Raw genomic sequence first — 24,293 nt, forward strand, 5'->3', positions numbered from 1 at the left:
GGCGATTGCGTGTCGGTCAATGAATGGATTGGAAGATGCGGTTCCAGCGGATCTCGAAGGGCCACTGCCAGATTTCCCACCAGGGATATTTGGCGTCGATCGAGAAGAAGATGATATTGGCACGTCCGACCAGATTGGCGACCGGAATATAGCCGACGGCGTCAAGCACGCGACTGTCCAGGCTGTCGTCGCGATTGTCGCCCATGCCGAAAACATAGCCCGGCGGCACGTGATAGACGTCGGTATTGTCGAGCGGGCCGTCATCGGAGGCCTTCAGGATCGGGTGCTTCAACCCATCCGGCATGGTCTCGATATACTGCTTCAGCGCCATCGGCGGACCGTCGCCGTCGCCTTCCGTCGTATAGCCGCCATCCGGGTCACGCGGCAGTTCGGTCCCGTTGATATAGAGATGGCCCTGCTTCATCTGGATGGTATCGCCGGGCAGGCCGACGATGCGCTTGATGTAATCGATGCTCGGATCGCGCGGCAGACGGAAGACCGCGACATCGCCGCGCTTCGGCAGGCTGCCGAAGATCCGCCCCTGGAAGAGGTTCGGCGACAGCGGGAAGGAATAGTTGGAATAGCCGTAGCTGAATTTGGAGACGAACAGGTAGTCGCCCACCAGCAGGGTCGGAATCATGCTGCCGGATGGGATATTGAACGGTTCGTAGAGGAACGTTCTGATGAAGATTGCGATCAGTGCGGCATAGATGATGGTCTTGAGGCTGTCGCCCCAGCCGCCTGGTTTACGCTGAGACATAGGAGTCTTTGACCTCTGAACACGCTCTGCGCATGTCGCGGAAAGAGGTAGGCCTGTCAAGCAAGGGCCGGTGTATCTTAAGGAAGCGTCATCTTGCCCCCATTTGAAGCGCATTGGAGCCGAGGCTTGGCTGCGGTGCCCTGACCCCGCTTGCGCGGCAGGCTAAGGATCGGCGACAAGCCGCCCATGGCACCCCCTCTTCTCATGCTGCAGGATATCCACATCAATCTCGGCTCCGTGCCGCTGCTGCGGGGGGCGGAGCTGGCGGTGGGCGCCGGCGACCGCATCTGCCTCATCGGCCGCAATGGGTCCGGCAAGTCGACGCTGCTGAAGATTGCCGCAGGTCTGCTGCCCGTGGACCAGGGCACGCGCTTCATCCAGCCGGGTGCGACCATCCGCTACCTGCCGCAGGAGCCCGACCTGTCAGGCTATGCGACCACCCTCGCCTATGTCGAGGCCGGGATGGGACCGGGAGACGATCCCTATCGCGCCGTCAGCCTGCTCTATTCGCTGGGCATGACCGGCGAGGAAAGCCCGGCCCATCTGTCGGGCGGTGAGGCGCGCCGCGCCGCCCTCGCCCGCGCGCTGGCGCCCGAGCCCGATCTGCTGCTGCTGGACGAACCGACCAACCATCTGGACCTTCCGGCCATCGAATGGCTGGAAAGCGAGCTCGGCCGGATGCGCACCGGCCTGGTTCTGATCAGCCATGACCGCCGGTTGCTGACCAACCTGTCCCGCTCGCTCGTCTGGCTCGACCGCGGCACCACGCGCCGCGTCGATCGGGGCTTCGCCGCCTATGACGACTGGCGCGAGGAGCTGATGGCGCAGGAGGAGGCCGAGCATCACAAGCTGTCCCGGCAAATCGCCCGCGAGGAAGACTGGATGCGCTACGGTGTCACCGCCCGGCGCAAGCGCAATGTGCGGCGCGTCGGCGAACTGGCCGATCTGCGCGCCAAATACCGCGACCGCAATACCGTCGCGACCGGCGCGAAGATGGCGGCGAGCGAGGCCGAAGGCTCGGGCAAACTCGTTTTCGTCGCAGAAGGCGTGTCGAAAACCTATGACCGGCCGATCGTGAAGGATCTCGATCTGCGGGTCATTCGCGGTGACCGGCTCGGCATCGTCGGGCCGAACGGCGCCGGCAAGTCGACGCTGCTGAAACTGCTGACCGGTCAGGTCGATCCCGACCAGGGCGGCATCCGCATCGGCACCAATCTGGAAACGGTGACGCTGGACCAGCAGCGCGCGACGCTGGACCCGACAAAGACGCTGTCCGATACGCTGACCGGCGGATTGGGCGACATGGTGCAGGTGGGTGACGAGAAGCGGCACGTCATCGGCTATATGAAGGACTTCATGTTCAAGCCCGAACAGGCGCGCACGCCTGTCGGCACGCTGTCGGGCGGGGAGCGCGGGCGCGTGCTGCTGGCCTGCGCGCTGGCCCGTCCGTCCAATCTGCTGATCCTCGACGAACCGACCAACGATCTGGATTTCGAGACATTGGATCTGTTGCAGGACATGCTGGCCGATTACGCCGGCACCGTGCTGCTTGTGAGCCATGACCGCGACTTCCTCGACCGCGTGGTAACCTCGACCCTGGCGGCCGAAGGCGACGGGCGCTGGACGGAATATGCCGGCGGCTATTCGGATATGATCGTGCAGCGCAAATCCGATCTGCCGAGCCGGGCTGCCGCCCAGGCGATGGCGAAATCCTCGTCCGCGGCCAAGCCCGCCGGCGTCCCGCCGTCCGCGAAAAAGATGAGCTTCAAGGATGTCGATGCCTTGAAGAAGCTGCCCGGGCAGATCGCCACGATGCAGGCGGAGATCGCCAAGCTGCAAAGGCTGATGGCCGACCCCGGGCTCTACGCCAAGGATCCGAAGAAATTCGCCGCCTATACCGAGAAGCTGTCCCAGACGGAGGCCGATCTGGCGAGCGCCGAGGAACGCTGGCTGGAACTGGAAGTGATGCGGGAAGAGATGGCCGGTTCCTGACCAGTCAGGAACCGGCCATCTTTACCTGAAATCGGCGCATAATATCGTCATGCCGCGGGCGGCCCCGCCCGGCCCCCGAGCCGGGCATCCCAGCGTTTGGGCGCCGCACCGACTGGACCCCCGGCACAAGGCCGGGGGTGACGAATCAAATAACCCCTCTCCAAATCTGATCTATCACACTTCAATACCCCGGTAGCGGAACTCCATCATCATACCCGTCATCATGTGATAGAGGTTGTGGCAGTGGAAGGCCCAGCGGCCGGGGTTGCCGGCATCGAAGGCGATGCGGACCTGGCCGCCGAGCGGCGGCACCAGCACGGTGTCCCGCACCGCCCCCTGCACAGGCTTGCCGCCGATCCCCACGACCTGGAAGGCATGACCATGCAGGTGCATGGGATGGGCCATGGTCGAGGCATTGATCAGGTCGATTTCCACGCGCTGCCCTTCCGTCAGCATAAGCGGCGGCACCTTCGGCCAGGCCGCCATGTTTAGGGACCAGGCATAGGGCTGCATGGCGCCCGACAGGACGATGGTCTGCCTGCTGTCCGCAGCCCGTGCGGCCAGCGGCGTGACAGCGGACAGACGCCGCTCTAGTGACAGGTCAACCGGTGGCGTCATTTTGCTGGCCTTATCGGCTACTTTGCCAACAGACGCGCCGGGTGTCGCGAGTATAAAACCGGTCTGACGGTCGGAGCCTTCGAGTACTGCCACAATCGGAAAGCTGCCGGCCGCCGGCAGGTCGAGCAGAATGTCGAGCCGCTGCGCGGTCGCGAGGGGAAAGCGGCGGCCACCGACCGGACGCACCGCGTGACCGTCAACCGCCACCACCTGACCGGTCAGCCCGCCAAGATCGAGCCAGAACTGGCTGGACGAGGCACCGTTGATGACGCGCAGACGGATGCGACCGGATGCTTCCACGCGCACGATGTCAGGGTCCGCCAGGGTGCGGTCATTGGCCAGAAAGGCATCGTAACCGATGTCATTCAGGTCGACGCTGCCGGACGGCGGCATGTCGGTCGTGGACATACCGCTCATAGGCATCTTGCTCATGCTTGAGTCCGACATCGATCCTGATGTCATCTGCATGGAATTCATGGACCCCATCGCCATGCCGGCCATGCCGCCCGATTTGGTGAGGCCTGCGAGCAGTTCATCGGGGGCGCGAAAACTGAAATCGTGCAGCGTAAGCACGACCTCCTGCCGATCCTCGGCGACCGTCGCCGCATCCCGCACGATCAATGGCGCGGCCATCAAACCCTGCTCTTGCAGGCCTTGATGCGAATGCATCCAGAAGGTTCCTGGAACGGCCACGAAGTCATAGGCCTTATACGAGCCGGCCGGCAGCGGCGGCGTTTGCGGCCAGGGAAAACCGTCCTGCTTCCAATCCGGCAATTGTCCGTGCCAATGGATGATGGTCGGCTCCGCCAGAGCATTCTGCAACGTCACGTTGAAGCGGTCACCCGGATCGAGCGTCAGGCCGGGTCTCCCGCCATCATCGACCAGACTGTAAACGCGCGCGGCGCGGCCATTCACCTCCAGCATTCGGGTGCCGGCGGTCAGCCGCATCGGCGCGGCCGCATGCGCCGCGCCGATGCGAGGCAGCGCCAAAGTGGCACCGGCGCCAGCCAGAACCCGTCGCCGCGTCATCCTGTCAAACATGGGCATTCCTGCAAAACGGTCAGTGGGTCGGGTAGGCCAGCCTGCTACCGGCTTCCCCCGTGGCAAGGTCAAATGGCGGAGCCGTGCCGATCCGCCGTCACAGCCGAAACCGGTTCCAAATAGCTCCGTGCGGCCAGTGTCACGCTGACGATGGTATGAACGATGTCCTCGCTGGCCGCGCAGGCGATCTGCGGATCGGGGAGAGGCCCGCCCTGGCGGAAAGCCTGCACCAGAACGGCCGATTGCCGCTGGATGCTTTCGGCGTCCTCGGTGCTTTTTTCGCGGTCGGACAGTGCCAGCGCTGTCGAGGCGCCCGCCACGCCGCGCAAGGCGTAGAGGACGGCTTCCATCTCGACCAGACGGGCGCGCCGGCGCTGCCCTTCGAGCGCCATGCGATGCTGCAGCATCTCTGCCGCATTGCTGCCGATGCCGGCCGCGCGACGAAAGGCATCGAGCGCGGGCGACGTGCCCACACTGGCGACGACAGCGGCGGCATAGGCCAGATTGGCTTCGACGGCGGCAGCCAGAAGCACGCGCGGCGTCGGCCCCTGACGCCGCCATAGCAGCAGGGTCGCGGACAGGCCGATGAGGCTACCCAGGATATTGTTGACGACCCGCGCCCAGGGAATGCCGTGGACCGGCTGCAACAGCGCCGTCACCAGCACGAAGAGCGCGGTCAGGAAGATGACGAAGATCGTGTAATTGACGAGGCGGAAGGCAATCGCTGCCGCCGCGACCGGCAGAATGACCAGAAGCAGCGCCAGCTTGACCGGCAGGACGGTCAGGATCAGTGCCGCCAGAATGCCGCCGGCGATACTACCCAGCATGCGTTCGACCGTGCGCGGCCATGTCGTCGCGGCCATCGGCTGCAAGACAACGACCGTCGCCATGGTCGCCCAATAGGAAAAGGCGAGGTCAAGCCAGCGGGCCAGGGCATAGGCCAGGATGACGGCAATCGCGAGGCGTATGGCGTGATGCAGAACTGGCGGTGGCACTGCGCGCCGCAGGCCCAGCCCACCCCCGGGCGTCGCGGCCGGCAGAACATCACTAGCGGTTGCCCGCTGCCGCCAGAGCTGGGCGATATCGGCCAAAGCCTGGACAGTGGCGCCGATCGCCCGCGTCATCGCGCTATTGGTCGCGCGGCAATCCCGCAACAGAGCATCGGCGCCGGCGGCCAGCGAAGCCGAGGCCGGGTCACGCCGCATGACCTGACGATGCGCTTCGGCCAGCAGCAGCGGCAGGCGGGACAGCAGGCTGCGCTCCGGCCCGTCATCCAATGGCGTGTCGCGATCCGCGATATGGTGGCCGGCCGCGATCAGGCCGGCGAAGATGCGGTCGGCCGCATCGATTTCCGCCATAAAATAGGCGCTGCCATTTTCGACACCGAGCACGATGCCACGCGCGCGTTCTATGGCCGCGCGGACGGCCCGGCGATGTTCGGCATTCATCGCATCCCACACCGCCCGCCCCTGCCGGTGATGCCGTTCACCGTTCAGCAGTTCGGCCGCCATGTCGCCAAGGCGGGCAATGACCGAGCCGATGGCGCGCCTGGCCGGCGCGTAGCGTGGAATGCGCCAGACGAAGATGCAAAGAACGATCGCCCAGAGGCAACCGCAGAGAAAGATGCCCGCCAGCGCCAGGGCGTCGGCCGGCGCGCGCGGAAAATCGACGGCAACCACCGCGACCACCGCGATCAGCGTGCCGGCCTGGCTGACGGCCGGGCCATAGGTGCCGCCCAGGCCCGGCAGGAAAACAAGCGGGAGCAACGCCAGACCCGCGACGACGGGGCTGATGCCCGCCGCCGCCGCCGCCAGGAAGGCGGTAACCGTGCCGCCGATGGCAAAAATGCCCAGCACGCGCAGGCGCAGGCTGTCCCGGCCGCCGGGGTCCGACAGGCAGGCCCAGAAGGCGCCGAAGGCCGCCCAGGATAGTTCGGGTCGCCCGAGCCAGACCGCAAGCGCGACCAGGCTGGCGACGGCGAGTGCGGCCCTGACCCCTTCCAGCACGCCGATCTGCTCGGGGGCTGCCGCAAAGGAATAGGATTCCAGCCGCCGCGCCAGACGATAGGTCAGACTTGTATGCTGGATGTCACTCATGCCCGACCCTGGAATTCGCTGCCTGCAACTGCCGGGCGCCGCTCGCGGCGCTCGCGTCACCCCGCTGGGAGGATGACCTCGGGACCAGTCTCAGTCCACGGCGAAGGTGCGATTTCCTGTCGAATTCTATGCAATGCCGGGGGGGGGGCAGACCGCATCACCGGCACCAGAAAGTTGCGAAAGCAACGCTTCCGCCATCTTAGACTTTAACGCAGATTGCGATCCGGTGCGGAATCGGCGATGGCCGGGCCGTTGCCGTAGCTCGGCGCCGAGGCCAACTGAACCGTCTGCGACCAGCCGGCCGAAATGCCGGCGGGGGCCGCCGCAGGCGAGGATTTCGCCGGCAGTTCATCCGCCATCAGGGTGTCAGCCGTGGAATGGCCATAGATGAAACCATTGGTCGCATAGACCGAGCCGTAATCGCCGGAATGGCCGCGTTCGACACGAACAGCCGTCCAGTCATTGTCGGGCGAAACGTCGATAACGGAAATGGCCTTCGAGACATTGCCGTTGCGCTGACCCGGCATCGGCCAATTGGCCTGGCTGATGAGGACTTCGCGCGGATTGACGGTCTGCGTCACGACCGCGACATGACCGAGTTCCATATGGCGGCTGGACTGGAAGCTGAGCACCGCGCCGGCCTGCGGGGTCTGACCGCGCTCATAACGGCCATCGGCTTCCCGCCACCATGTATTGGCATTGCCGCGCAATTCGATGCCGGACACCCGGCGGGCATAGGGCACGCATTCCAACCAGGCGCTCGTTTGCCGGCTATGCCAGGCGACATGATGCACCCAAGACTTATGCCGAAAGCTGGCGTGATGCCCGGGCGCCCATGCGACATGATGCGTCGAATGGGCGTGGCTGCGGCTGGCGTGCTGCGTGTGGGACGGCTGATGATGCGTCGCGCGGCTGCTGCTTTTATGCGCCTCATGCTTGGTGGCAGCCTCGGCATGAAGGCTAATCCCAAACAACCCCACAAAAAGCGCTGATGCTGCCACAAGGTTAAGCCGCAATCTGCCTGTCACTCGCATCATGAAGTCCGCAGTCTTTATCTAGCGATTATCAAACAGAACAATCACGTAATGACATGACAATAAATCGGATGCATGTTTGTTCTGCATCCTATTCGAAGCCAAAATGCTGATCGCGTGATCGCCGAGCATCGGTAGTGCAAGGACGCAGGCGCGTGCAACACCACTTCGCGATATCTTCGTGTCAATATGATTAATCGTTCAAAACCGACGCATAGGCGTCCACTATTTAGGATAAAAATCCTATTTTGTCTTTTGGGGATTGCCGCCAAGGCGCTGTCAGCGTGTCGTGAAACGGGTCTTGTTCCGCCCGCCGCGCTTGGCGGCGTAGAGCGCATGATCGGCACGCAGCAGCAGGCTGCCAAGGTCACCCGCCTCCGTCGCATCGCAGGCACCGCCGACGCTGACGGTGACCTGGACAGGCTCGGGCGGCAGCGCAATGGGCTGTTCCGCGACCGCCAGCCGGATCCGTTCGGCGACCGCCTGAGCCTGGCCCGCGCCGCAGCCGGGCAGAAGAACGCCGAATTCTTCCCCGCCCAGCCGGGCCAGCGTCTGCCCATCCTCCAGCACGGCGCGGCAACGCGCCGCGACCTCGACCAGAACCTGATCGCCGGCGGCATGCCCGCGCCCGTCATTGACGGATTTGAAGTGGTCGATATCGAAGGTCAGCAGGGATAGGGGGCGGCGCCGGGCGGCAAAAAGCTCCGCGCCCATTTCAAAAAAGAAGCGACGATTGGGCAGGCCCGTCAATTCGTCGGTATGGGCCAGGCGCCGCAGTTCCGCCGCCATCGCGTGGCGGGGGGAGACGTCAATATAAAGGTAGACGAAAAAGTCGCCGACGCGGCGGATATAGAACTCCACCACTTTATCGACGCCGCTTTTGCAGCGTACCAGGCGCTCATAGCCGTCGATCGACGTATCCTGCTCTGTCGCGGCCTGGACGTTCTCCAGCCACCGCGCCTTGACGAAGGCGCGATAGACCGGGTCCGGATAGACGAGGTCAAACCACAGATCGTTATATTCGATATCCTTCAGGCCATAGCCGAAGAGGGCCGTGAAGCTGCGATTTACGTAAAGGGTCTGATGATCGAGATTGTCGATCTGCAGGCCGATCGGCAGAAGATCGAGAACTTTCGGGACGAATCCGGAAAGATCATGCAGAAGGCCGAGCTGCGTCAGACTGGCAAAAGCATCGTCCGCTGAAGGCATAGCGCAGCCTCAAATCGCAGCCCCCGGCGCGGCACCGAGCCGGCCGATCGGTATCATTCCGATATGATGCTGAGAAAATGGACACTGCGTCCAGCACTATCGCCCCGGACAAAGCGTCCCCGGGCCGTGCTCACGCCTTTCTTATCGAAACGACCCGGCTTGGGCAGCCGGGCCGCGCGATCAATCAGCTGCCTCAGCTGGCCTTGGTGACGAGGGTCAGCGGCGGGTCGGCCAGATCATGGAGCGCGATCGGGTAGTCACCCGTGAAGCAGGCATCGCAGAACTGCGGATCGGCCGCGTTGCGTCGGGCCGCACCGAGAGCCTGATACAGACCATCGATCGAGACGAAGGCGAGACTATCGGCGCCGATCAGCTCCGCCATTTCCTGCACGTCATGACGGGCAGCCAGCAACTTGCCGCGTTCCGGCGTATCGATGCCGTAGAAGCAGGAATGGGTGGTCGGCGGCGAGGAGATGCGCATATGCACCTCGGTCGCGCCAGCGGCACGGACCATTTCCACGATCTTGCGGCTGGTGGTGCCGCGCACGATCGAATCATCGACCAGAATGACGCGCTTGCCTTCCAGCACCGCGCGATTGCCGGAATGCTTCAGCCGGACGCCCAAATTGCGGATCTGATCGGTCGGCTCGATGAAGGTGCGGCCGACATAGTGGTTGCGGATGATGCCCAGTTCGTAGGGGATGCCGCTTTCCGCCGCATAGCCCATGGCCGAGGGCACGCCGGAATCGGGCACCGGCACGATGACATCGGCGTCGACCCCGGATTCGCGCGCCAGCATGGCGCCAATTTCCTTGCGTGCCGCATAGACCGGCTTGCCTTCCATGACGGAATCAGGCCGCGCGAAATAGACATATTCAAAGATGCAGAAGCGCGAGGTGGTGCGATGGAAGGGCTTCACGCTGCGCACGCCCTGGTCGTTGATGACCACGACCTCGCCCGGCTCGATATCACGGACGAATTCGGCGCCCACGATTTCCAGCGCGCAGGTCTCGCTGGCCAGAACCCAGCCGTCCTTGCCGTCGGGATGCGGCAGACGGCCGAGGATCAGCGGACGCACGCCCTGCGGGTCGCGCACGCCGATCAGCCCGTCCTGGCTGAGCGCGACGAGCGAATAGGCGCCCACCACCTGCTTCAGCGCGTCGATCAGCCGGTCAAGAACGGTGGAATAGAGGCTGATGGCGATGAGATGAATGAAGACTTCCGAATCCATGCTGGACTGGAACAGACAGCCACGCCGCACCAGATCACGCCGGATGGCGGCGGCATTAGTGAGATTGCCGTTATGGCCGACGGCGAAGCCACCGAAGGCGAAGTCGGCATACAGCGGCTGGACGTTGCGGAGAACCGTTTCACCGGTCGTGGCATAGCGGTTATGGCCGATCGCGTGACCGCCGGGCAGTCCCGCCATGGTCTTGGCGTCGCTATAATTGTCGCCGACGAGGCCGAGGCCCTTATGGATATGGAAGCGATCGCCGTCATAGGTCGCGATGCCGGTGGCTTCCTGGCCGCGATGCTGAAGGGCATGCAGCCCGAGCGCCGTCATGGCGGCCGCATCCTGCGCGTGCCAGACGCCAAAGACGCCGCATTCCTCGTGCATCTTATCGTCGTCGCCGGGTTCTTCAGCCCGGAAAGCACCGTAAACGTCCATCATCGACTCAACTTCCTTTAAGCCGCGATTCCGCGCCATGATGCGGTCTCATTGGGCCTGCCCGGTCTGTCCCTGGGCCGGAGACAAAGCCGAACCCTTGGGAGCAGGCTGCAGCAAGTCATTCAAGGTTGGCGGTTGCGAGACCGGGGGCGCCATCAGATGGGGATGGTAACCGTCCGGCATAAATGCCACCGCCTGTTGCGCCCCCTCATACACATAGGGAAGGAGTCGTGCATCACGTATCGGCTCGGGCCAGTCCTGCGGTGATGTCACCAATCCGGCCAGGACATAGCAAATAATAAGTAGAACGGCGCCCCGGGCCAGGCCGAAGACGATGCCCAGCGTGCGGTCGACGCCGCCCAAGGCCGAGCCGCGTACCAATGCACCGATCCAGCCGCTGATGACCGAAAAGACGATCAGCGCGACGACGAACACCGCCGCAATCGCCGCCGGGTAAGCGAGCTTCGGATCGGTGATCCAATGCTGGACACGAGGCTCGACGAAAGGCGCAAACCAGAAGCCGACGGCGATAGCGCCAACCCAGGCGCCGACACCCATCACTTCCCGCACGAAGCCGCGATAAAAGGCAAGCAGCGCCGAAATGGCGAGCACCGCTAGCATGGCGAGGTCGAACCACGTCATTCAGAATCTTCCAAGGCAGGCTCCGGCTCTGGAGTCTTGTCGGTCGTCGGCATGGCAGCAGCCCCCGGCGGCTTATCACGAAACCGGCCGAGAAGATCGCTCACATGTCCGATCTCGATCAGGCCCAGTCCGGAAGGTGCGGCGATAGGGCGACGCGTGCCGCCGCCGAGCCGGCGCGGCATGGCGGCCGAGGTAAAGCCAAGCTTGGCCATTTCCTTCAGTCGCGCCTCGGCCTGGGCGACCTGACGCACCTCGCCGGACAGGCCGATTTCCCCGAAAAAGGCGAGGCTCGGATCCGTCGGCTGGCCAGCGGCGGCGGAGGCGATGGCCGCCGCGACCGCCAGATCGGCCGCCGGCTCGGTAATGCGCAGGCCTCCGGCGACATTGAGATAGACGTCCTGTTGGGCGAGCCTGAGGCCACCCCGGCTTTCCAGCACGGCGAGCAGCATGCCGAGCCGCCCCGAATCCCAGCCGACGACGGAGCGGCGGGGCGACCCGCCAGGGTTGGGTGACAGCAGCGCCTGGATTTCCATCAGCACCGGCCGCGTGCCTTCAAGACCGGCAAAGACCGCTGAGCCCGCGATATTGCCGCGCCGCTCGGCCAGGAACAGGGCCGACGGGTTCACCACCTCGCCCAGCCCCTCTTCCGTCATCTCGAAGACGCCGATTTCATCGGTGGCCCCGAAGCGGTTTTTGACGCCGCGCAGGATGCGGAACTGATGCCCGCGCTCGCCTTCGAAATAGAGCACGGCATCGACCATATGCTCCATGACCCGAGGCCCGGCGAGTGCGCCGTCCTTGGTGACATGGCCAACGAGGACGAGGGCGAAGCCTTCCTGCTTGGCAAGGCGGATCAGTTCCAGCGCCGAAGCACGCACCTGAGACACCGTGCCGGGCGCGGAATCCAGCGCCTCATGCGCCATGGTCTGGATCGAGTCGATGACCAGCAGGGAGACCGGCTGTTCCTTACCCCGGCCTGCGCCACTCAAGGTGGCCGCGATATCCTGCACACCGGTCGCGGATGCGAGCTCTACCGGGGCGCTGGACAGCCCCAGCCGCCGCGCCCGCATGCGCAGCTGATCGACCGATTCTTCGCCCGATATATAGACGACGCGACGGCCGGCGCGCGCCAGACTGGCAGCGGCCTGCAGCATGAGGGTCGATTTGCCGATGCCGGGATCGCCACCGACCAGAATGGCCGAGGCCGGCACAAGGCCGCCGCCCAGCACACGATCAAGCTCCGTCAGCCCCAGTTCCATCCGGGGCGGCGGTGCCGCTTCCCCTTCCAGGCCGACCAGTGTGATGCGGCGGCCGGAGGCTAAGGCTTTCGCCTGCCCCGCCGGCTGGACCTCTTCCGTGATCGTATTCCAGGCACCGCAGGCCTCGCAGCGGCCGCCCCATTTGGGGGACACCGCGCCGCAGCTTTGGCAGATATAGCGGGCAGTCGATTTCGCCATCAGCGACACATGCCCGAGGATCGGCACCGGGCGAAAGCAAAAATCGCTTTCCCGGCACGCATGGCGGCCCGCGCAGGGATCATTCGCACCGATTCAGTTCGGAATCGAAATATAATGATTGCGCACGAAACCAGTCTCCACGGAGGATGCCGTCGCCGCCCAGCGCGGCGCCTGGCCTGATCCGCGCAGTCCGACGGCGGCTGTGGGAGGTGAGGTATTTGTCTGACGAAACTTACCATGCGGTCATGGTGGCGCTCACGATCATTCAAATCGTGACCACGGTCATCAAGCTGCATTGAGCGAGGGGGGCCGTCCTGTGGACGCAGGGCGGCCCCTTTAGCGAGATGCCATTTCCTGCTGCCTGTCAGGGAAAGGCACTAAGTTCAGGCTGGGATGTGAGGCACTGCCTGATGAAACCTACCACCGTCACCTTATCTCAAACCCTGCGGCAAAGCCAGTTTTTCACGCAATCCGGGTCAGTGAACCAGCGTCGGCATCATCTCGTGCTCGACGATCGCCTCCCAGGCGAGTTCGCGATTCGGCGCGACTGCCATCGGCGTGCCATCCGCGCCATGAATCGCAAAGACGGATTCTCCGCCGACCACGATCTGCTTGATATAGGCAAGCTGCGACACGCCAAGCTGGGCCAGCTGGGCTGTCGTGATCTGACGGATATCGAGAATCTGGCCGACGACCTGATCTCCAGTGTCCACGGCATTCTGAATGCGCATCGGTTCATTCCTTTCCTAGGATGGCTCGGAAGCCCATCCTGCCAAGCGCAAGGCTTAATCTTCCCCGACGATGCGGGAGACCCCGATCTGGGATCCAATCTCATTACGCACCTCGGTCACCTCTCGGATGTCGCGACGCGGACGAGACGGCACAGGCGACGACTTGGACATCGTGTCGATCGGGATCGTCCGCACGCGGGTTTCCGGCTGCGGCCGGATCAGGTCGACATGCAGCAATCCATTGTGCAGCCATGCGCCCTTGATCTCGATCCCTTCGGCCAGCACGAAGGCGCGCTGGAACTGACGGGACGCGATTCCCCGATAGACGAAGACGCGGTTCTGGCTGTCCTCGCTTTGGCGGCCACGGATCACCAGCTGATTGTCTTCCTGGGTGATCTGCAGTTCTTCCATGCTGAAGCCGGCGACCGCCAAGGTAATACGGAGCCCGGACGGACCGGTTTGCTCGATATTATAAGGCGGATAGCCTTCAGACTGGGTTTTGGATGCTCGTTCCAGCATCTGCTCCAAATGGTCGAAGCCGAGAAAAAGCGGCGAGGTAAAGACACGGGTACTCATCGGCGTGAGCCTCCTCTTCGTAGAGCGAAGCACTCGCGAGCCCAAAATTGGCGCCCGCGTTCAACATATAGTGGGTAGAACTGCGCGCCCTTGCAAGACCCGGAATGCAAGCCTCTCCGTTGATCCATGCGGCACTGACAGGTAAATCCCCGCAATGACCTCCGAAACGCCCGATTCCGCCGATCTCCTGCCCATCGTCATTGCCCCAGACCCCAAGCTGAAGGCCAGGACGCGCCTGGTGACCGAAGCCGACCGCGAGATGCTGCGCGATATAGTGCCGCGCATGTTCTCCACCATGTATGCCGCCCCCGGCATTGGCCTTGCTGCGCCACAGATCGGGCTGGACCTGCGGCTGGCCGTGATCGACCTGCAGCCGGAGGACAAGCCCGCGCCGATCACGCTGATCAATCCCCGCATCACCAAGGTGAGTGACGAACAAGCCATCCGCGAGGAAGGCTGCCTGTCGATTCCCGGACAATATGCTGATGTCACGCGCCCGGCCCGCGTGACGGTCGCCTATGAGGATATGGACGGCAAGCCGCAGACGATCGAAGCGGATGGCTTGCTGGCCACCTGCCTGCAGCATGAAATCGATCATCTGGACGGCGTCTTGTTCGTCGATCATCTGTCGGCGCTGAAGCGCAACATGATCCTGCGTAAAATGGTCAAGGAAAAGCGGCTCAAGAAGAGCAGCTGAGGGATAGCCCGCCATGCGCCTCGCTTTCATGGGATCGCCGGACTTCGCAGTGCCTGCGCTGCGCGCCCTGGTTGCGGCCGGGCACGAGGTCGTCGCCGCCTATTGCCAGCCGCCCCGCCCTGCCGGGCGCGGGCAAAACTTGCAGCCTTGCCCCGTGCACCGGGCGGCAGAGGCGCTGGGCCTGGCCGTGCGCTATCCCGCCAAGCTGCGCGGCAATACCGAGGCCCTGGCTGAGTTCGCGGCCCTGGATCTGGATGCCGCCGTGGTCGCGGCCTATGGCCTGATCCTGCCGCGCGCCTGGCTGGACGCGCCGAAGCGCGGCTGCATCAATATTCACGCCAGCCTGCTGCCGCGCTGGCGTGGTGCGGCGCCGATCCATGCCGCCATCCTGGCCGGCGACGCCGAGACCGGCGTCACCATCATGCAGATGGACGAAGGGCTGGATACCGGGCCCATGCTGATGGAAGGCCGCATCACCCTCGGCCCGCGCATCCGCCTGCCGGACGTGCATGACGCGCTGGCGGCGATCGGTGCCGATCTCGTGCTAACCGTTCTGGCCGATAATCCGCCGGCCGTGCCGCAGCCCGCGGAAGGGGCCACTTACGCGCCGAAACTGTCCCGCGCCGATGCGCGGATCGACTGGAGCAAGACAGCCGTCGCGATCGAGCGGCAGGTCCGTGCCTTCGATCCCTGGCCCGGCACCTTCACCACACTCGGCACAGACCCGCTGAAAGTGCTGGACGTCGCCTTGGCGGATGGCGAAGGCGAACCAGGAGAAGTTCTCGACAATGCCTTGACCGTCGCCTGCGGCGAGGGCGCGCTGCGCATCACCCGGCTACAGCGGGCCGGCCGCGCACCGGCCGCCGCCGCCGATTTCCTGCGCGGCCTGGCGGTGCTCCCCGGCAGCAAGCTCGGCGCATGACGGCTTACGCGCTTCTACTGGAATATGACGGGCGCGGCTTCGTCGGCTGGCAAACGCAGCCCAATGGTTTGTCCGTCCAGCAGGTGCTGGAGGAGGCCGCCAGCAAACTCGCCGGTGGCGCGCCTGTCGCCGCCGCCATCGCCGGTCGCACCGATGCCGGGGTACACGCCATCGGTCAGGTCGCCATGATCACTCTGGAGCGTGACCTGCCGCCCCAGCGTCTGCGCGAGGCGCTGAATTTTCACATGAAACCCCATGCCGTCGTGGTGCAGGAAGCCCGTCTGGCGCCGGAAGGCTGGCATCCGCGTTTTGACGCCAAGCGCCGCCGCTACCGCTACATCATCCTCAATCGCAGTGCTCGCCCGGCGCTGGAAATGGGCCATGTCTGGCATATGCCGCATCCGCTGGAAGCCGGTGCCATGGCGGAGGGCGCCCGTTTCCTGCTTGGCCGGCACGATTTCACGTCATTCCGGGCGTCGAGCTGCCAGGCGAAATCGCCGCTGCGCACGCTGGACCGGCTGGATGTCCGCCGCGACGGCTATCACGTCATCATCGAAGCCGAAGCGCGGAGCTTCCTGCACCATCAGGTGCGCAACATGGTGGGTACGCTCAAACTCGTCGGCGAAGGCGCCTGGGCACCGGCACGCATGGCGGAAGCGCTGGCCGCCTGCGATCGCGCCGCCGCCGGCCCGACCGCCCCACCGGACGGGCTGACCTTCATCAGCGTCGATTACGAACCGCCCGTCTTCTGACCCTCGGACGGCAAGACGATCAGGGTTCGACCCCCAGATAGCGCGCCTGCAACTGCTGGATGAAATCGGTCTCGCCGTCGGCCACGATTTCCAAGCTCAGCGGCCAGGTCAGCGCGCTGTTGCGTGGCAGCGCGAAACCGTATTTCGCCTCACGGAAAATCGCGCCGACCTCGGTGATCGGCAGTTCCGGATGGTTATTGTCATAGTATTCGAGCAGAGCCGCGTCATCGATCACGGCATTGATGCGATGCTTCACCAGGGCCGTTGCCGCGTCTTCCAACGTCGGAAAGCTTTGCAGCGAGAGACCCGCGTCCACAGCATAATCCTCACCCACCGTGCCCGCGACGACACCGACCGTCTTGCCGCCGAGATCGGCGACGCTGTGAATTTGCCCAAGCAGTGTTGTCGCTGTCATGACGCTGGTCACGGATGACGTGACATAGGCGACGGTCGCGGTGCCGAAGACCATCCAGATGGCCGCGATGCACCGCCCCCAGGAGCCGAAAAGCAGCTTGTGGGACGTCGCCTTGCCGGAGGTCACGATTGACATCACATGATAGAAACTATGGGAAAGCCCGGCGCCCCATTGATTGGGAAACTCTTCATCTAAGCGCCGGTCGATGAAAGTGAGGCCAAGCGTCGCCAGCAGGATGATGGCGAAGATCCAGAGATAGACGCGGACATGGCCGCTGACCCAAAGTCCGTGGACCAGCGCACCGAAACTGCGATGCGCGTTTTGATCGATCATCACGCGCAGCCCCGCATCCATCCAGGGCTGGGTCATGTCCATCCGCTGCAGGCGTCCGGTGGTGATGGTAATATTGGCCGGGACGACATCGACCTTGCCATTCATCACGGCCCCCAGAAGGGCGGTGATGTCCGGATAGGCGACATAGTGATAGGTCAGGCCGAGTTTTCCGGCAGCCTCCTGCCAGAGATCAATCGCCATGCCGGACCAGTGGCCATCCTTGCTGATGACGAAAGGCGGCAGGGACGTGACCCCGACCGTGATCGGTTTGCCGGTGAAGCCGGCGACCGGTCCGGCGGTCTCAGCCGGCGGCGAATCCGCCCGGGCTCCGCCGCAGATGCTTGCCAGACCCAGCCCCAATACCAGCAGACAAGCGCATAGGATCCGCACACGCGCTAAGACGCCGAAATCCGCCCTGCGCATTATTCTGAATCGGGAAGGGTCGATACGGAATAGGGAAACCAGCCTTCACGCGTCATCGGCAGCGTGGGTGTCGGCACCGGTTCCTGCCGTGGATCGGTCAGGCCGTCCGGTTGCAGTTGATCGGCTTCCGTGGTGACCGCCCGGTTATAGCTGGGGCCTTCGACGATATCAGTCAGCACGGCGACAATGACATCACGGTCCATGCCGTTGCTGATCGCTTCCGCGACCAGCGCATCCAGCCTTGGCTTCACCCAGTCATGAACAGGCGTCGACATGGGCGAATATCCTTCAGCCAGGGTTACGCAGTGACGAAAGCGGAGTCCGGATAGCCTTGGGCGAAGAGTAGAGCGCGGAGATTGCCGTGGTCTATACGGGCGCGGGCCTCACGCGCCACAATCGGCTTGGCGTGATAGGCCACGCCCAATCCGGCGACGGCTAGCATTGCCAAGTCATTGGCGCCGTCCCCTACTGCCAGGGTAGCGGCCAATTTAAGCCCCCGCTCCTCCGCCATCCGCAGCAACGCGGCTTTTTTGGCGTCACGATCGAGAATAGGCTCGCCCACCTCGCCCGTCAGCGCCTGACCGTCGTCGATAAGCACATTGGCATGGTGGCGATCGAAACCAACCAGCTCGGCGACCTTGCCCGTAAAGAAGGTGAAGCCGCCGGAAACCAGGGCCGTCAGCGCATTATGCTTGCGCATCGTCGCGATGAGTTCCTTGGCACCCGGCATCAGCTCGGTCTTGTCCCAGGTCTGCTGCAAGGCATCGAGCGACAGGCCACGCAGCATGGCAACACGCCGGCGCAGGGCCTCGGAGAAATCAAGCTCGCCGTTCATGCTCAGCTTGGTGATGGCCGTGATTTCGGCCTGGACGCCGGCATAGGCGGCCAGCTCGTCCAAGGTCTCGCTGGTGACGATGGTGCTGTCCATGTCGGCGACCAGCAGGCCCTTGCGGCGCCCGCGCGTCTTGGTGACGATCCAGTCGACCGGCGCATTGTCGAGCGCTTCCTGCAACGCGATTGCGTCCGGCGCATCCTCGATCGGAATATCGGCTGCCTCGCCTTCGGAGAGGATGGTGGGATCCCCACCATTGATGGCTTCCCCTACCCGACGGATCATGGCAGCAGAGAGGCTTGTGGATTGGCGATCAGCAATGAGCGTGAGGATATGGCGCATAACGGGCGCAAACTGACCGGCCCCTGGGCATCACGCAAGCTCTGTTGCGGGAATGGGAGAGTTCTTTTTGCTCTGCCGCCGAACAACCGGTGATGGCGCAGGATTTCTTTGGTCTCGATGGGCTCAGCGGCCGCCTTCCGCTGGCGATTTTTGTGGCGGGCCCCACCTGTAGCGGCAAATCCGCGCTGGCGATGCTCCTGGCCGAGCGCCTGGGCGGTGTCGTCATCAATGCCGACTCGATGCAGATCTATCGCGAACTCCGTATATTGACGGCGCGGCCGAGCGAGGCGGACGAAGCCCAAGTGCCGCATGCGCTGTACGGCGCGCGGGCGGCCGCCGAGCCCGGCAATGTCGCCTGGTGGCGGGAAGCCGCGCTCGGCGAGATGAGCGACGCCCATGCGCGCGGCCTGCTGCCCATTCTATGCGGCGGCACAGGCCTCTATTTCTCCGCGCTGCGCAACGGCCTGTCGGAAATCCCGGCCATCGACCCAAGCGCCAGAGCCGAAGCCCGCGCCGCTTTGGCGACACTGGGCCCGCATGCGCTTCATGCCGAACTTACCGTGCGCGACCCGGAAACCGCAGCCCGGCTGCATCCGAGCGACAGCCAGCGCATCGCCCGCGCCTATGAAGTGCTGCTGAGCACAGGCCGGGGCCTCGCGTCCTGGCGCCGCCATGTCACTTTGCCGCCGCCGCCCTGGCGCTTCCGCGCCATCCAGCTGGATCCGCCCCGCGCCGAATTGCAGGCGGTCGCGGCATTGCGCTTCGACCGTATGCTGGAAGCCGGTGCCGAGGACGAGGTGCGTCTGCTGGCGGAACAGGCGCTGGACCCGGCCTTGCCCGCCATGCGCGCCCATGGCGTGCCGGAACTTGCCGCCCATCTGCGCGGCGAGATGGCTTTGGACGCCGCTCGTAATCAGGCGGTGGCGAATACGCATCACTATATCAAGCGGCAGGCGACCTGGTTCAGGCACCACGAACTGGCCGATGAGGGGCACCTGCATACGATCCATGCGCAAATCGCCGATCCCGCGCAACTTTCGGAAAGCGGAATAGCTGATCTGACTCGTTTTATTCGCGAAGTCGGTTGACGCCGCGCTGCCCAGGGGTTCATTACCGGCACCCAGCAATCAGGCTGCAGTCGGGGAACCGCCATGAATGCCGAAATGAACCACGCCGAAACTCCTGCCGCGGGCGCCCAGGTGCTTCTCCGCGCGCTTAAGGAGCAGGGCGTAGAGGTTATTTTCGGCTATCCCGGCGGCGCAGTATTGCCGATTTACGATGCGCTGTTCCAGCAGAATGCCATTCGCCACATCCTGGTCCGCCATGAGCAGGCGGCGGTGCATGCGGCCGAAGGCTATGCCCGCAGCACGGGCAAAGTCGGCTGCGTTCTGGTGACCAGCGGCCCGGGTGCCACCAATGCCGTGACCGGCCTGGTGGATGCGCTGATGGATTCCATCCCCCTCGTCTGCCTGACAGGCCAGGTGCCCACGCATCTGATCGGCAATGACGCCTTCCAGGAAGCCGATACCGTCGGCATCACCCGGCCGGCGACCAAGCACAATTATCTGGTGAAGCGTTCGGAAGACCTCGCCCGCGTCGTGCATGAGGCCTTCTATGTCGCCCGCAGCGGCCGGCCCGGCCCGGTGGTGATCGACCTGCCCAAGGATATCCTGATCAAGCCGGCGCCTTATGTGGAGCCGACGCGCGAACCCCATCGCAGCTATCGCCCGCAGACCGAGCCGGACGCGGGGCAGATCGATAAGGCCGTGGCGCTGATCAAGAATGCGCGCCGCCCGATCCTTTATACCGGCGGCGGCATCATCAATGCCGGACCGGAAGCCTCGGCCCTGCTGCGCGAACTGGTGGCCGAGACCGGCATTCCCTGCACCAATACGCTGATGGGCCTGGGCAGCCTGCCCGCCAGCGACCCGCATTTCCTGGGCATGCTGGGCATGCACGGCACGTACGAAGCCAATATGGCGATGCACGGCTGCGACGTGATGATCAATATCGGCGCGCGGTTCGACGACCGCGTGACCGGGCGCCTGGATGCCTTCAGCCCCAATTCCAAGAAGATTCACGCCGATATCGACGCCTCCAACATCAATAAGGTTGTCACCGTCGATGTGCCCATCCTGGGCGATGCCGGGAAAATCCTGCGCGCTCTGCTGGAGCGCATCCGCAGCCTGAATGCCCAGCCGGATCGCGCCGCCATCACCGCCTGGTGGCGCCAGATCGACAGCTGGCGCGAAAAGCGGTCGCTTGCCTTCGTGCAGCCGGATGCGCCGGGTTCCATCATCAAGCCGCAGCACGCTGTCCGCCGCCTGTTCGAGCTGACGCGCCAGAGCGGGCGCGAGACCTTCATCACGACCGAGGTCGGTCAGCACCAGATGTGGGCCGCCCAGCATTTCGGTTTCGAGCGCCCCAACCACTGGATGACCAGCGGTGGGCTCGGCACCATGGGCTATGGCCTGCCGGCCGCGATGGGCGTGCAGGTGGCGAAACCCGACGCCCTGGTCATCGATATCGCGGGCGAAGCCTCGATCCTGATGAATATTCAGGAAATGGGGACGCTGGCGCAGTATCGCCTGCCGGTGAAGGTCTTCATCCTCAACAACCAGTATATGGGCATGGTGCGCCAGTGGCAGGAACTGCTGCATGGCAGCCGCTACTCGGAAAGCTACAGCGAGGCGCTGCCCGATTTCGTCAAGCTCGCCGAGAGCTTCCACGGTGTGGGCATGCGCGCGACCTCGGTCGACGATCTGGACCGCGTCATCCTGGAAATGATCAAATGCGACCGCGCCGTGATCGCGGATATCGCGGTCGATCAGGGCGAGAATGTCTATCCCATGATCCCCTCGGGCGCGGCGCATAACGAGATGCTGCTGGGGCCGGACAAGAATCGCGACAATGCCGAAGTGACCAATGCCGGAATGGTGCTTGTGTAATGAGTGACGTGACGAACGGTCAGCGTATCGCGACCATTTCCGTTCTGGTGGATAACGAAGCCGGCGTGTTGGCCCGCGTCATTGGCCTGTTTTCCGGCCGTGGCTATAATATCGACAGCCTGACCGTGGCGCCGGTGGATGCCGACCTGTCGCGCAGCCGCATCACGGTGGTGACCCGCGGCACCAATGCGGTGATCGAGCAGATCAAGGCGCAGCTGGGCCGACTGGTGCCGATCCATAAAGTGGCCGATCTCAGCGCGGACGGGCCGCATGTCGCCCGCGAACTGGGGCTGATCAAGGTCATCGCGCGCGGCGAGCAGCGCGTGGAGGCGCTGCGGATTGCCGATGCATTCCGGGCGAAGATCGTCGATACGACGATCGAAAGCTTTGTGTTCGAGCTGACCGGCGCCAGCGAAAAGATCGATGCCTTCATCGATCTGATGCGGCCGCTTGGGACGACCGAGATTTCCCGCAGCGGCGTGGCCGCCATCGCACGCGGGACGCGGACGATTATCTAAGACCCCGGCCTTGGCCGTCAGGCCGCGGACGAGACTGTTTTCAATGGGAGACGAGTGAAGATGCGCGTTTATTACGATCGCGACGCCGACGTGAACCTGATCAAAGGCAAGAAGGTCGCGATCATCGGCTTCGGCAGCCAGGGCCATGCCCATGCGCTGAACCTTAAGGACAGCGGCGTGCGCGAAATGGCGATCGGCCTGCGCGCCGGCTCCACCGGCGTCGCCAAGGCCGAAGCCGCGGGCTTCCAGGTCATGGACCCGGCGGACGCGGCCAAATGGGCCGATGTCGTGATGGTGCTGACCCCGGACGAGGGCCAGGGCGACCTGTACCGCGAGAAGCTGCACGCCAATATGAAGGAAGGCGCCGCTCTGGCCTTCGCGCATGGCCTGAACGTGCATTTCAACCTGCTCGACCCGCGCGCTGACATCGACGTCTTCATGATCGCGCCGAAGGGCCCCGGCCACACGGTGCGCGGCGAATACCAGAAAGGCGGCGGCGTTCCCTGCCTCGTCGCCGTGGCACAGGACAAGTCCGGCAATGCCATGGACATCGCGCTGTCCTATGCGTCAGCCGTCGGCGGTGGCCGTGCGGGCATCATCGAGACGACCTTCAAGGAAGAATGCGAGACCGATCTGTTCGGCGAGCAGGTTGTGCTCTGCGGCGGTCTGGTCGAGCTGATCAAGGCTGGCTTCGAGACCCTGGTGGAAGCCGGCTACGCTCCGGAAATGGCCTATTTCGAGTGCCTTCACGAAGTGAAGCTGATCGTCGACCTGATTTATGAAGGCGGCATCGCCAACATGAACTACTCGATCAGCAACACGGCCGAATATGGCGAATACGTCACCGGCCCGCGCATCATCACCGCCGAAACCAAGGCAGAGATGAAGCGCGTTCTGAACGACATCCAGTCCGGCCGCTTCGCCCGCGACTGGATGCTGGAGAACAAGGTCAACCAGTCGAGCTTCAAGGCGACCCGCCGCCGTCTGGCCGAGCACCCGATCGAGGAAGTGGGTGCCAAGCTGCGCGGCATGATGCCCTGGATCTCCAAGAACGCCCTGGTCGACAAGACCAAGAACTAATCTGCCCCTAACCGGGAGCTGATCGAAACGGCCATCCGCCCCCTGGGGCGGGTGGCCGTTTTTCATTTGCCGCCTGATCGTCATTATTCTTCGTGTGAACCTGCATTTATGCTGATCTGGACCGCATGACGGATAGGGTGAGAGCGCGATGAGCATAGACGAAGCCGACCACAAGGCCCTTTTCGAGAGCGTCCGCTCCGAATTCCTCGACAGTTTCGACGAAGAGCTGGAAATGGAGCTCGACGACGGCCGTCTGCACCGCCTGGTGTCCGAAGGCGGCGACGAGACGCCGGACGGCAGCATCGACCGCCGCTTCTATTTCCATGAACTGTTCCGCCTGCAAGGCGAGCTGGTGAAGCTGCAAAGCTGGGTGCAGCAGAAGGGCCTGAAGGTCGTGGTTCTGTTCGAGGGCCGCGACTCAGCCGGCAAGGGCGGCGCCATCAAGCGCATCACCCAGCGCCTCAATCCGCGCGTCTGCCGTGTCGCCGCCCTGCCCGCGCCGAACGAGCGCGAGCGCACCCAATGGTATTTCCAGCGCTATGTCTCGCATCTGCCGGCGGCGGGTGAGATCGTGCTGTTCGACCGCAGCTGGTACAACCGCGCCGGTGTCGAGCGCGTCATGGGCTTCTGCACCGAGGAAGATGTCGACCGCTTCTTCGTGGACGCGCCGGAATTCGAGCGCATGCTGGTGCGTTCCGGCATCATCCTGATCAAATACTGGTTCTCGATCACCGACGAGGAACAGCATATGCGCTTCCAGATGCGCATCAATGATCCGCTGAAGCAGTGGAAGCTGAGCCCGATGGACCTGCAATCCCGCGTGCGCTGGGAACAGTATACCAAAGCCAAGGAATCGATGCTGGAGCATACGCATATCCCGGAAGCGCCCTGGTGGGTGGTGGAAGGCGTGGACAAGAAGCGCGCCCGTCTCAATCTCATCCATCACCTGCTGAACCAGATTCCCTATGGCGAGGTCGAGCATACGCCGGTGGTCCTGCCCGAGCGCGTGCGGAACCCGGATTACATCCGTGGCCCGGTGCCGCGCGACATGTACGTGCCGGGTACTTATTAAAGTCTGCCAGAGTTAGTTGGGATCACCCCCAACGTCATTCCCGCGTAAGCGGGAATCTTCTTCGCTGCTACACAGGACAAGAAGATGCCCGCTTACGCGGGCATGACGGTTGGGGCTTCTGCGTAAACTAAACA

General features: G+C 64.0%; 22 protein-coding genes. 9 read left to right on the forward strand and 13 right to left on the reverse strand.

The window, feature by feature from the left end; genetic code table 11:
* Positions 1-16: 16 nt before the first annotated feature.
* Positions 17-760, reverse strand: coding sequence for a signal peptidase I (gene lepB, locus ASILVAE211_RS05695; RefSeq protein WP_227320332.1), 744 nt, complete (start codon positions 758-760; stop codon positions 17-19).
* A gap of 186 nt (positions 761-946) precedes the next feature.
* On the opposite strand from lepB, the gene ASILVAE211_RS05700 reads away from it, so the two are divergent.
* Complete coding sequence (locus tag ASILVAE211_RS05700) at positions 947-2,752, forward strand: ATP-binding cassette domain-containing protein (protein WP_227320333.1); 1,806 nt, start codon at positions 947-949, stop codon at positions 2,750-2,752.
* A gap of 174 nt (positions 2,753-2,926) precedes the next feature.
* Here the strand turns inward: ASILVAE211_RS05700 and ASILVAE211_RS05705 are convergent, their stop codons facing one another.
* From ASILVAE211_RS05705 to ASILVAE211_RS05745, 9 genes are all read right to left on the reverse strand, one after another.
* Positions 2,927-4,411 (reverse strand): multicopper oxidase family protein, encoded by a 1,485-nt coding sequence (locus ASILVAE211_RS05705; RefSeq protein ID WP_227320334.1) that lies wholly within the window; start codon positions 4,409-4,411, stop codon positions 2,927-2,929.
* Between the two features lie 68 nt (positions 4,412-4,479).
* Positions 4,480-6,507: an FUSC family protein gene (locus ASILVAE211_RS05710; protein WP_227320335.1), complete on the reverse strand. Its 2,028-nt coding sequence runs from the start codon at positions 6,505-6,507 to the stop codon at positions 4,480-4,482.
* Positions 6,508-6,713: 206 nt separating this feature from the next.
* Entirely contained in the window at positions 6,714-7,544 is an 831-nt protein-coding gene (locus tag ASILVAE211_RS05715) for a CHAP domain-containing protein (protein ID WP_227320336.1), read from the reverse strand.
* A gap of 276 nt (positions 7,545-7,820) precedes the next feature.
* The gene (locus ASILVAE211_RS05720) at positions 7,821-8,750 is read right to left on the reverse strand and encodes a GGDEF domain-containing protein (RefSeq protein ID WP_227320337.1); all 930 of its coding nucleotides are present in this window, start codon (positions 8,748-8,750) and stop codon (positions 7,821-7,823) included.
* Positions 8,751-8,943: 193 nt separating this feature from the next.
* Positions 8,944-10,422, reverse strand: a complete 1,479-nt coding sequence (gene purF, locus ASILVAE211_RS05725) for an amidophosphoribosyltransferase (RefSeq protein ID WP_227320338.1) — start codon at positions 10,420-10,422, stop codon at positions 8,944-8,946.
* A gap of 45 nt (positions 10,423-10,467) precedes the next feature.
* Complete coding sequence (locus tag ASILVAE211_RS05730) at positions 10,468-11,061, reverse strand: CvpA family protein (protein ID WP_227320339.1); 594 nt, start codon at positions 11,059-11,061, stop codon at positions 10,468-10,470.
* Positions 11,058-12,518 carry a DNA repair protein RadA gene (gene radA, locus ASILVAE211_RS05735; RefSeq protein WP_227320340.1) on the reverse strand — a complete coding sequence of 487 codons (1,461 nt, stop codon included), beginning with the start codon at positions 12,516-12,518 and terminating at the stop codon, positions 11,058-11,060. Before radA ends, ASILVAE211_RS05730 begins: the two co-directional genes overlap by 4 nt.
* Positions 12,519-12,994: 476 nt before the next feature.
* Positions 12,995-13,249, reverse strand: a complete 255-nt coding sequence (locus ASILVAE211_RS05740; protein WP_227320341.1) for a DUF1150 family protein — start codon at positions 13,247-13,249, stop codon at positions 12,995-12,997.
* Positions 13,250-13,303: 54 nt separating this feature from the next.
* A complete protein-coding gene (locus ASILVAE211_RS05745) occupies positions 13,304-13,825 on the reverse strand; it encodes an Hsp20 family protein (RefSeq protein ID WP_227320342.1) in 522 nt (173 codons plus the stop codon).
* A gap of 154 nt (positions 13,826-13,979) precedes the next feature.
* On the opposite strand from ASILVAE211_RS05745, the gene def reads away from it, so the two are divergent.
* From def to truA, 3 genes are read left to right on the forward strand one after another with little or no spacing between them, the layout of a single operon-like run.
* On the forward strand, positions 13,980-14,522 hold the full coding sequence (gene def / locus ASILVAE211_RS05750; protein ID WP_227320343.1) for a peptide deformylase: 543 nt from the start codon (positions 13,980-13,982) through the stop codon (positions 14,520-14,522).
* Between the two features lie 13 nt (positions 14,523-14,535).
* On the forward strand, positions 14,536-15,444 hold the full coding sequence (gene fmt / locus ASILVAE211_RS05755) for a methionyl-tRNA formyltransferase (RefSeq protein WP_227320344.1): 909 nt from the start codon (positions 14,536-14,538) through the stop codon (positions 15,442-15,444).
* Positions 15,441-16,196 carry a tRNA pseudouridine(38-40) synthase TruA gene (gene truA, locus ASILVAE211_RS05760; protein WP_227320345.1) on the forward strand — a complete coding sequence of 252 codons (756 nt, stop codon included), beginning with the start codon at positions 15,441-15,443 and terminating at the stop codon, positions 16,194-16,196. Before fmt ends, truA begins: the two co-directional genes overlap by 4 nt.
* 19 nt (positions 16,197-16,215) lie before the next feature.
* On the opposite strand, the gene ASILVAE211_RS05765 is transcribed toward truA, so the two are convergent.
* The 3 genes from ASILVAE211_RS05765 to serB are packed head-to-tail and all read right to left on the reverse strand — an operon-like array spanning position 16,216 to position 18,541.
* A complete protein-coding gene (locus ASILVAE211_RS05765; RefSeq protein ID WP_227320346.1) occupies positions 16,216-17,334 on the reverse strand; it encodes a transporter substrate-binding domain-containing protein in 1,119 nt (372 codons plus the stop codon).
* Between the two features lie 32 nt (positions 17,335-17,366).
* Positions 17,367-17,642, reverse strand: a complete 276-nt coding sequence (locus ASILVAE211_RS05770; RefSeq protein WP_227320347.1) for a hypothetical protein — start codon at positions 17,640-17,642, stop codon at positions 17,367-17,369.
* 23 nt (positions 17,643-17,665) lie between these two features.
* Positions 17,666-18,541: a phosphoserine phosphatase SerB gene (gene serB / locus ASILVAE211_RS05775; protein ID WP_227320348.1), complete on the reverse strand. Its 876-nt coding sequence runs from the start codon at positions 18,539-18,541 to the stop codon at positions 17,666-17,668.
* 92 nt (positions 18,542-18,633) lie between these two features.
* On the opposite strand from serB, the gene miaA reads away from it, so the two are divergent.
* The 5 genes from miaA to ppk2 all read left to right on the forward strand — a co-directional run bounded on the left by miaA (position 18,634) and on the right by ppk2 (position 24,159).
* On the forward strand, positions 18,634-19,629 hold the full coding sequence (miaA, locus tag ASILVAE211_RS05780) for a tRNA (adenosine(37)-N6)-dimethylallyltransferase MiaA (protein ID WP_227320349.1): 996 nt from the start codon (positions 18,634-18,636) through the stop codon (positions 19,627-19,629).
* A 63-nt stretch (positions 19,630-19,692) separates the two neighbouring features.
* Positions 19,693-21,489 (forward strand): acetolactate synthase 3 large subunit, encoded by a 1,797-nt coding sequence (locus ASILVAE211_RS05785; protein WP_227320350.1) that lies wholly within the window; start codon positions 19,693-19,695, stop codon positions 21,487-21,489.
* Entirely contained in the window at positions 21,489-22,007 is a 519-nt protein-coding gene (gene ilvN / locus ASILVAE211_RS05790; RefSeq protein WP_227320351.1) for an acetolactate synthase small subunit, read from the forward strand. Before ASILVAE211_RS05785 ends, ilvN begins: the two co-directional genes overlap by 1 nt.
* A 60-nt stretch (positions 22,008-22,067) precedes the next feature.
* Entirely contained in the window at positions 22,068-23,087 is a 1,020-nt protein-coding gene (gene ilvC / locus ASILVAE211_RS05795) for a ketol-acid reductoisomerase (protein ID WP_227320352.1), read from the forward strand.
* 148 nt (positions 23,088-23,235) lie between these two features.
* Positions 23,236-24,159 (forward strand): polyphosphate kinase 2, encoded by a 924-nt coding sequence (ppk2, locus tag ASILVAE211_RS05800; RefSeq protein WP_227320353.1) that lies wholly within the window; start codon positions 23,236-23,238, stop codon positions 24,157-24,159.
* Positions 24,160-24,293 lie beyond the last annotated feature (134 nt).

This window comes from Acidisoma silvae, from assembly GCF_020618775.1.
GTDB lineage: Bacteria > Pseudomonadota > Alphaproteobacteria > Acetobacterales > Acetobacteraceae > Acidisoma > Acidisoma silvae.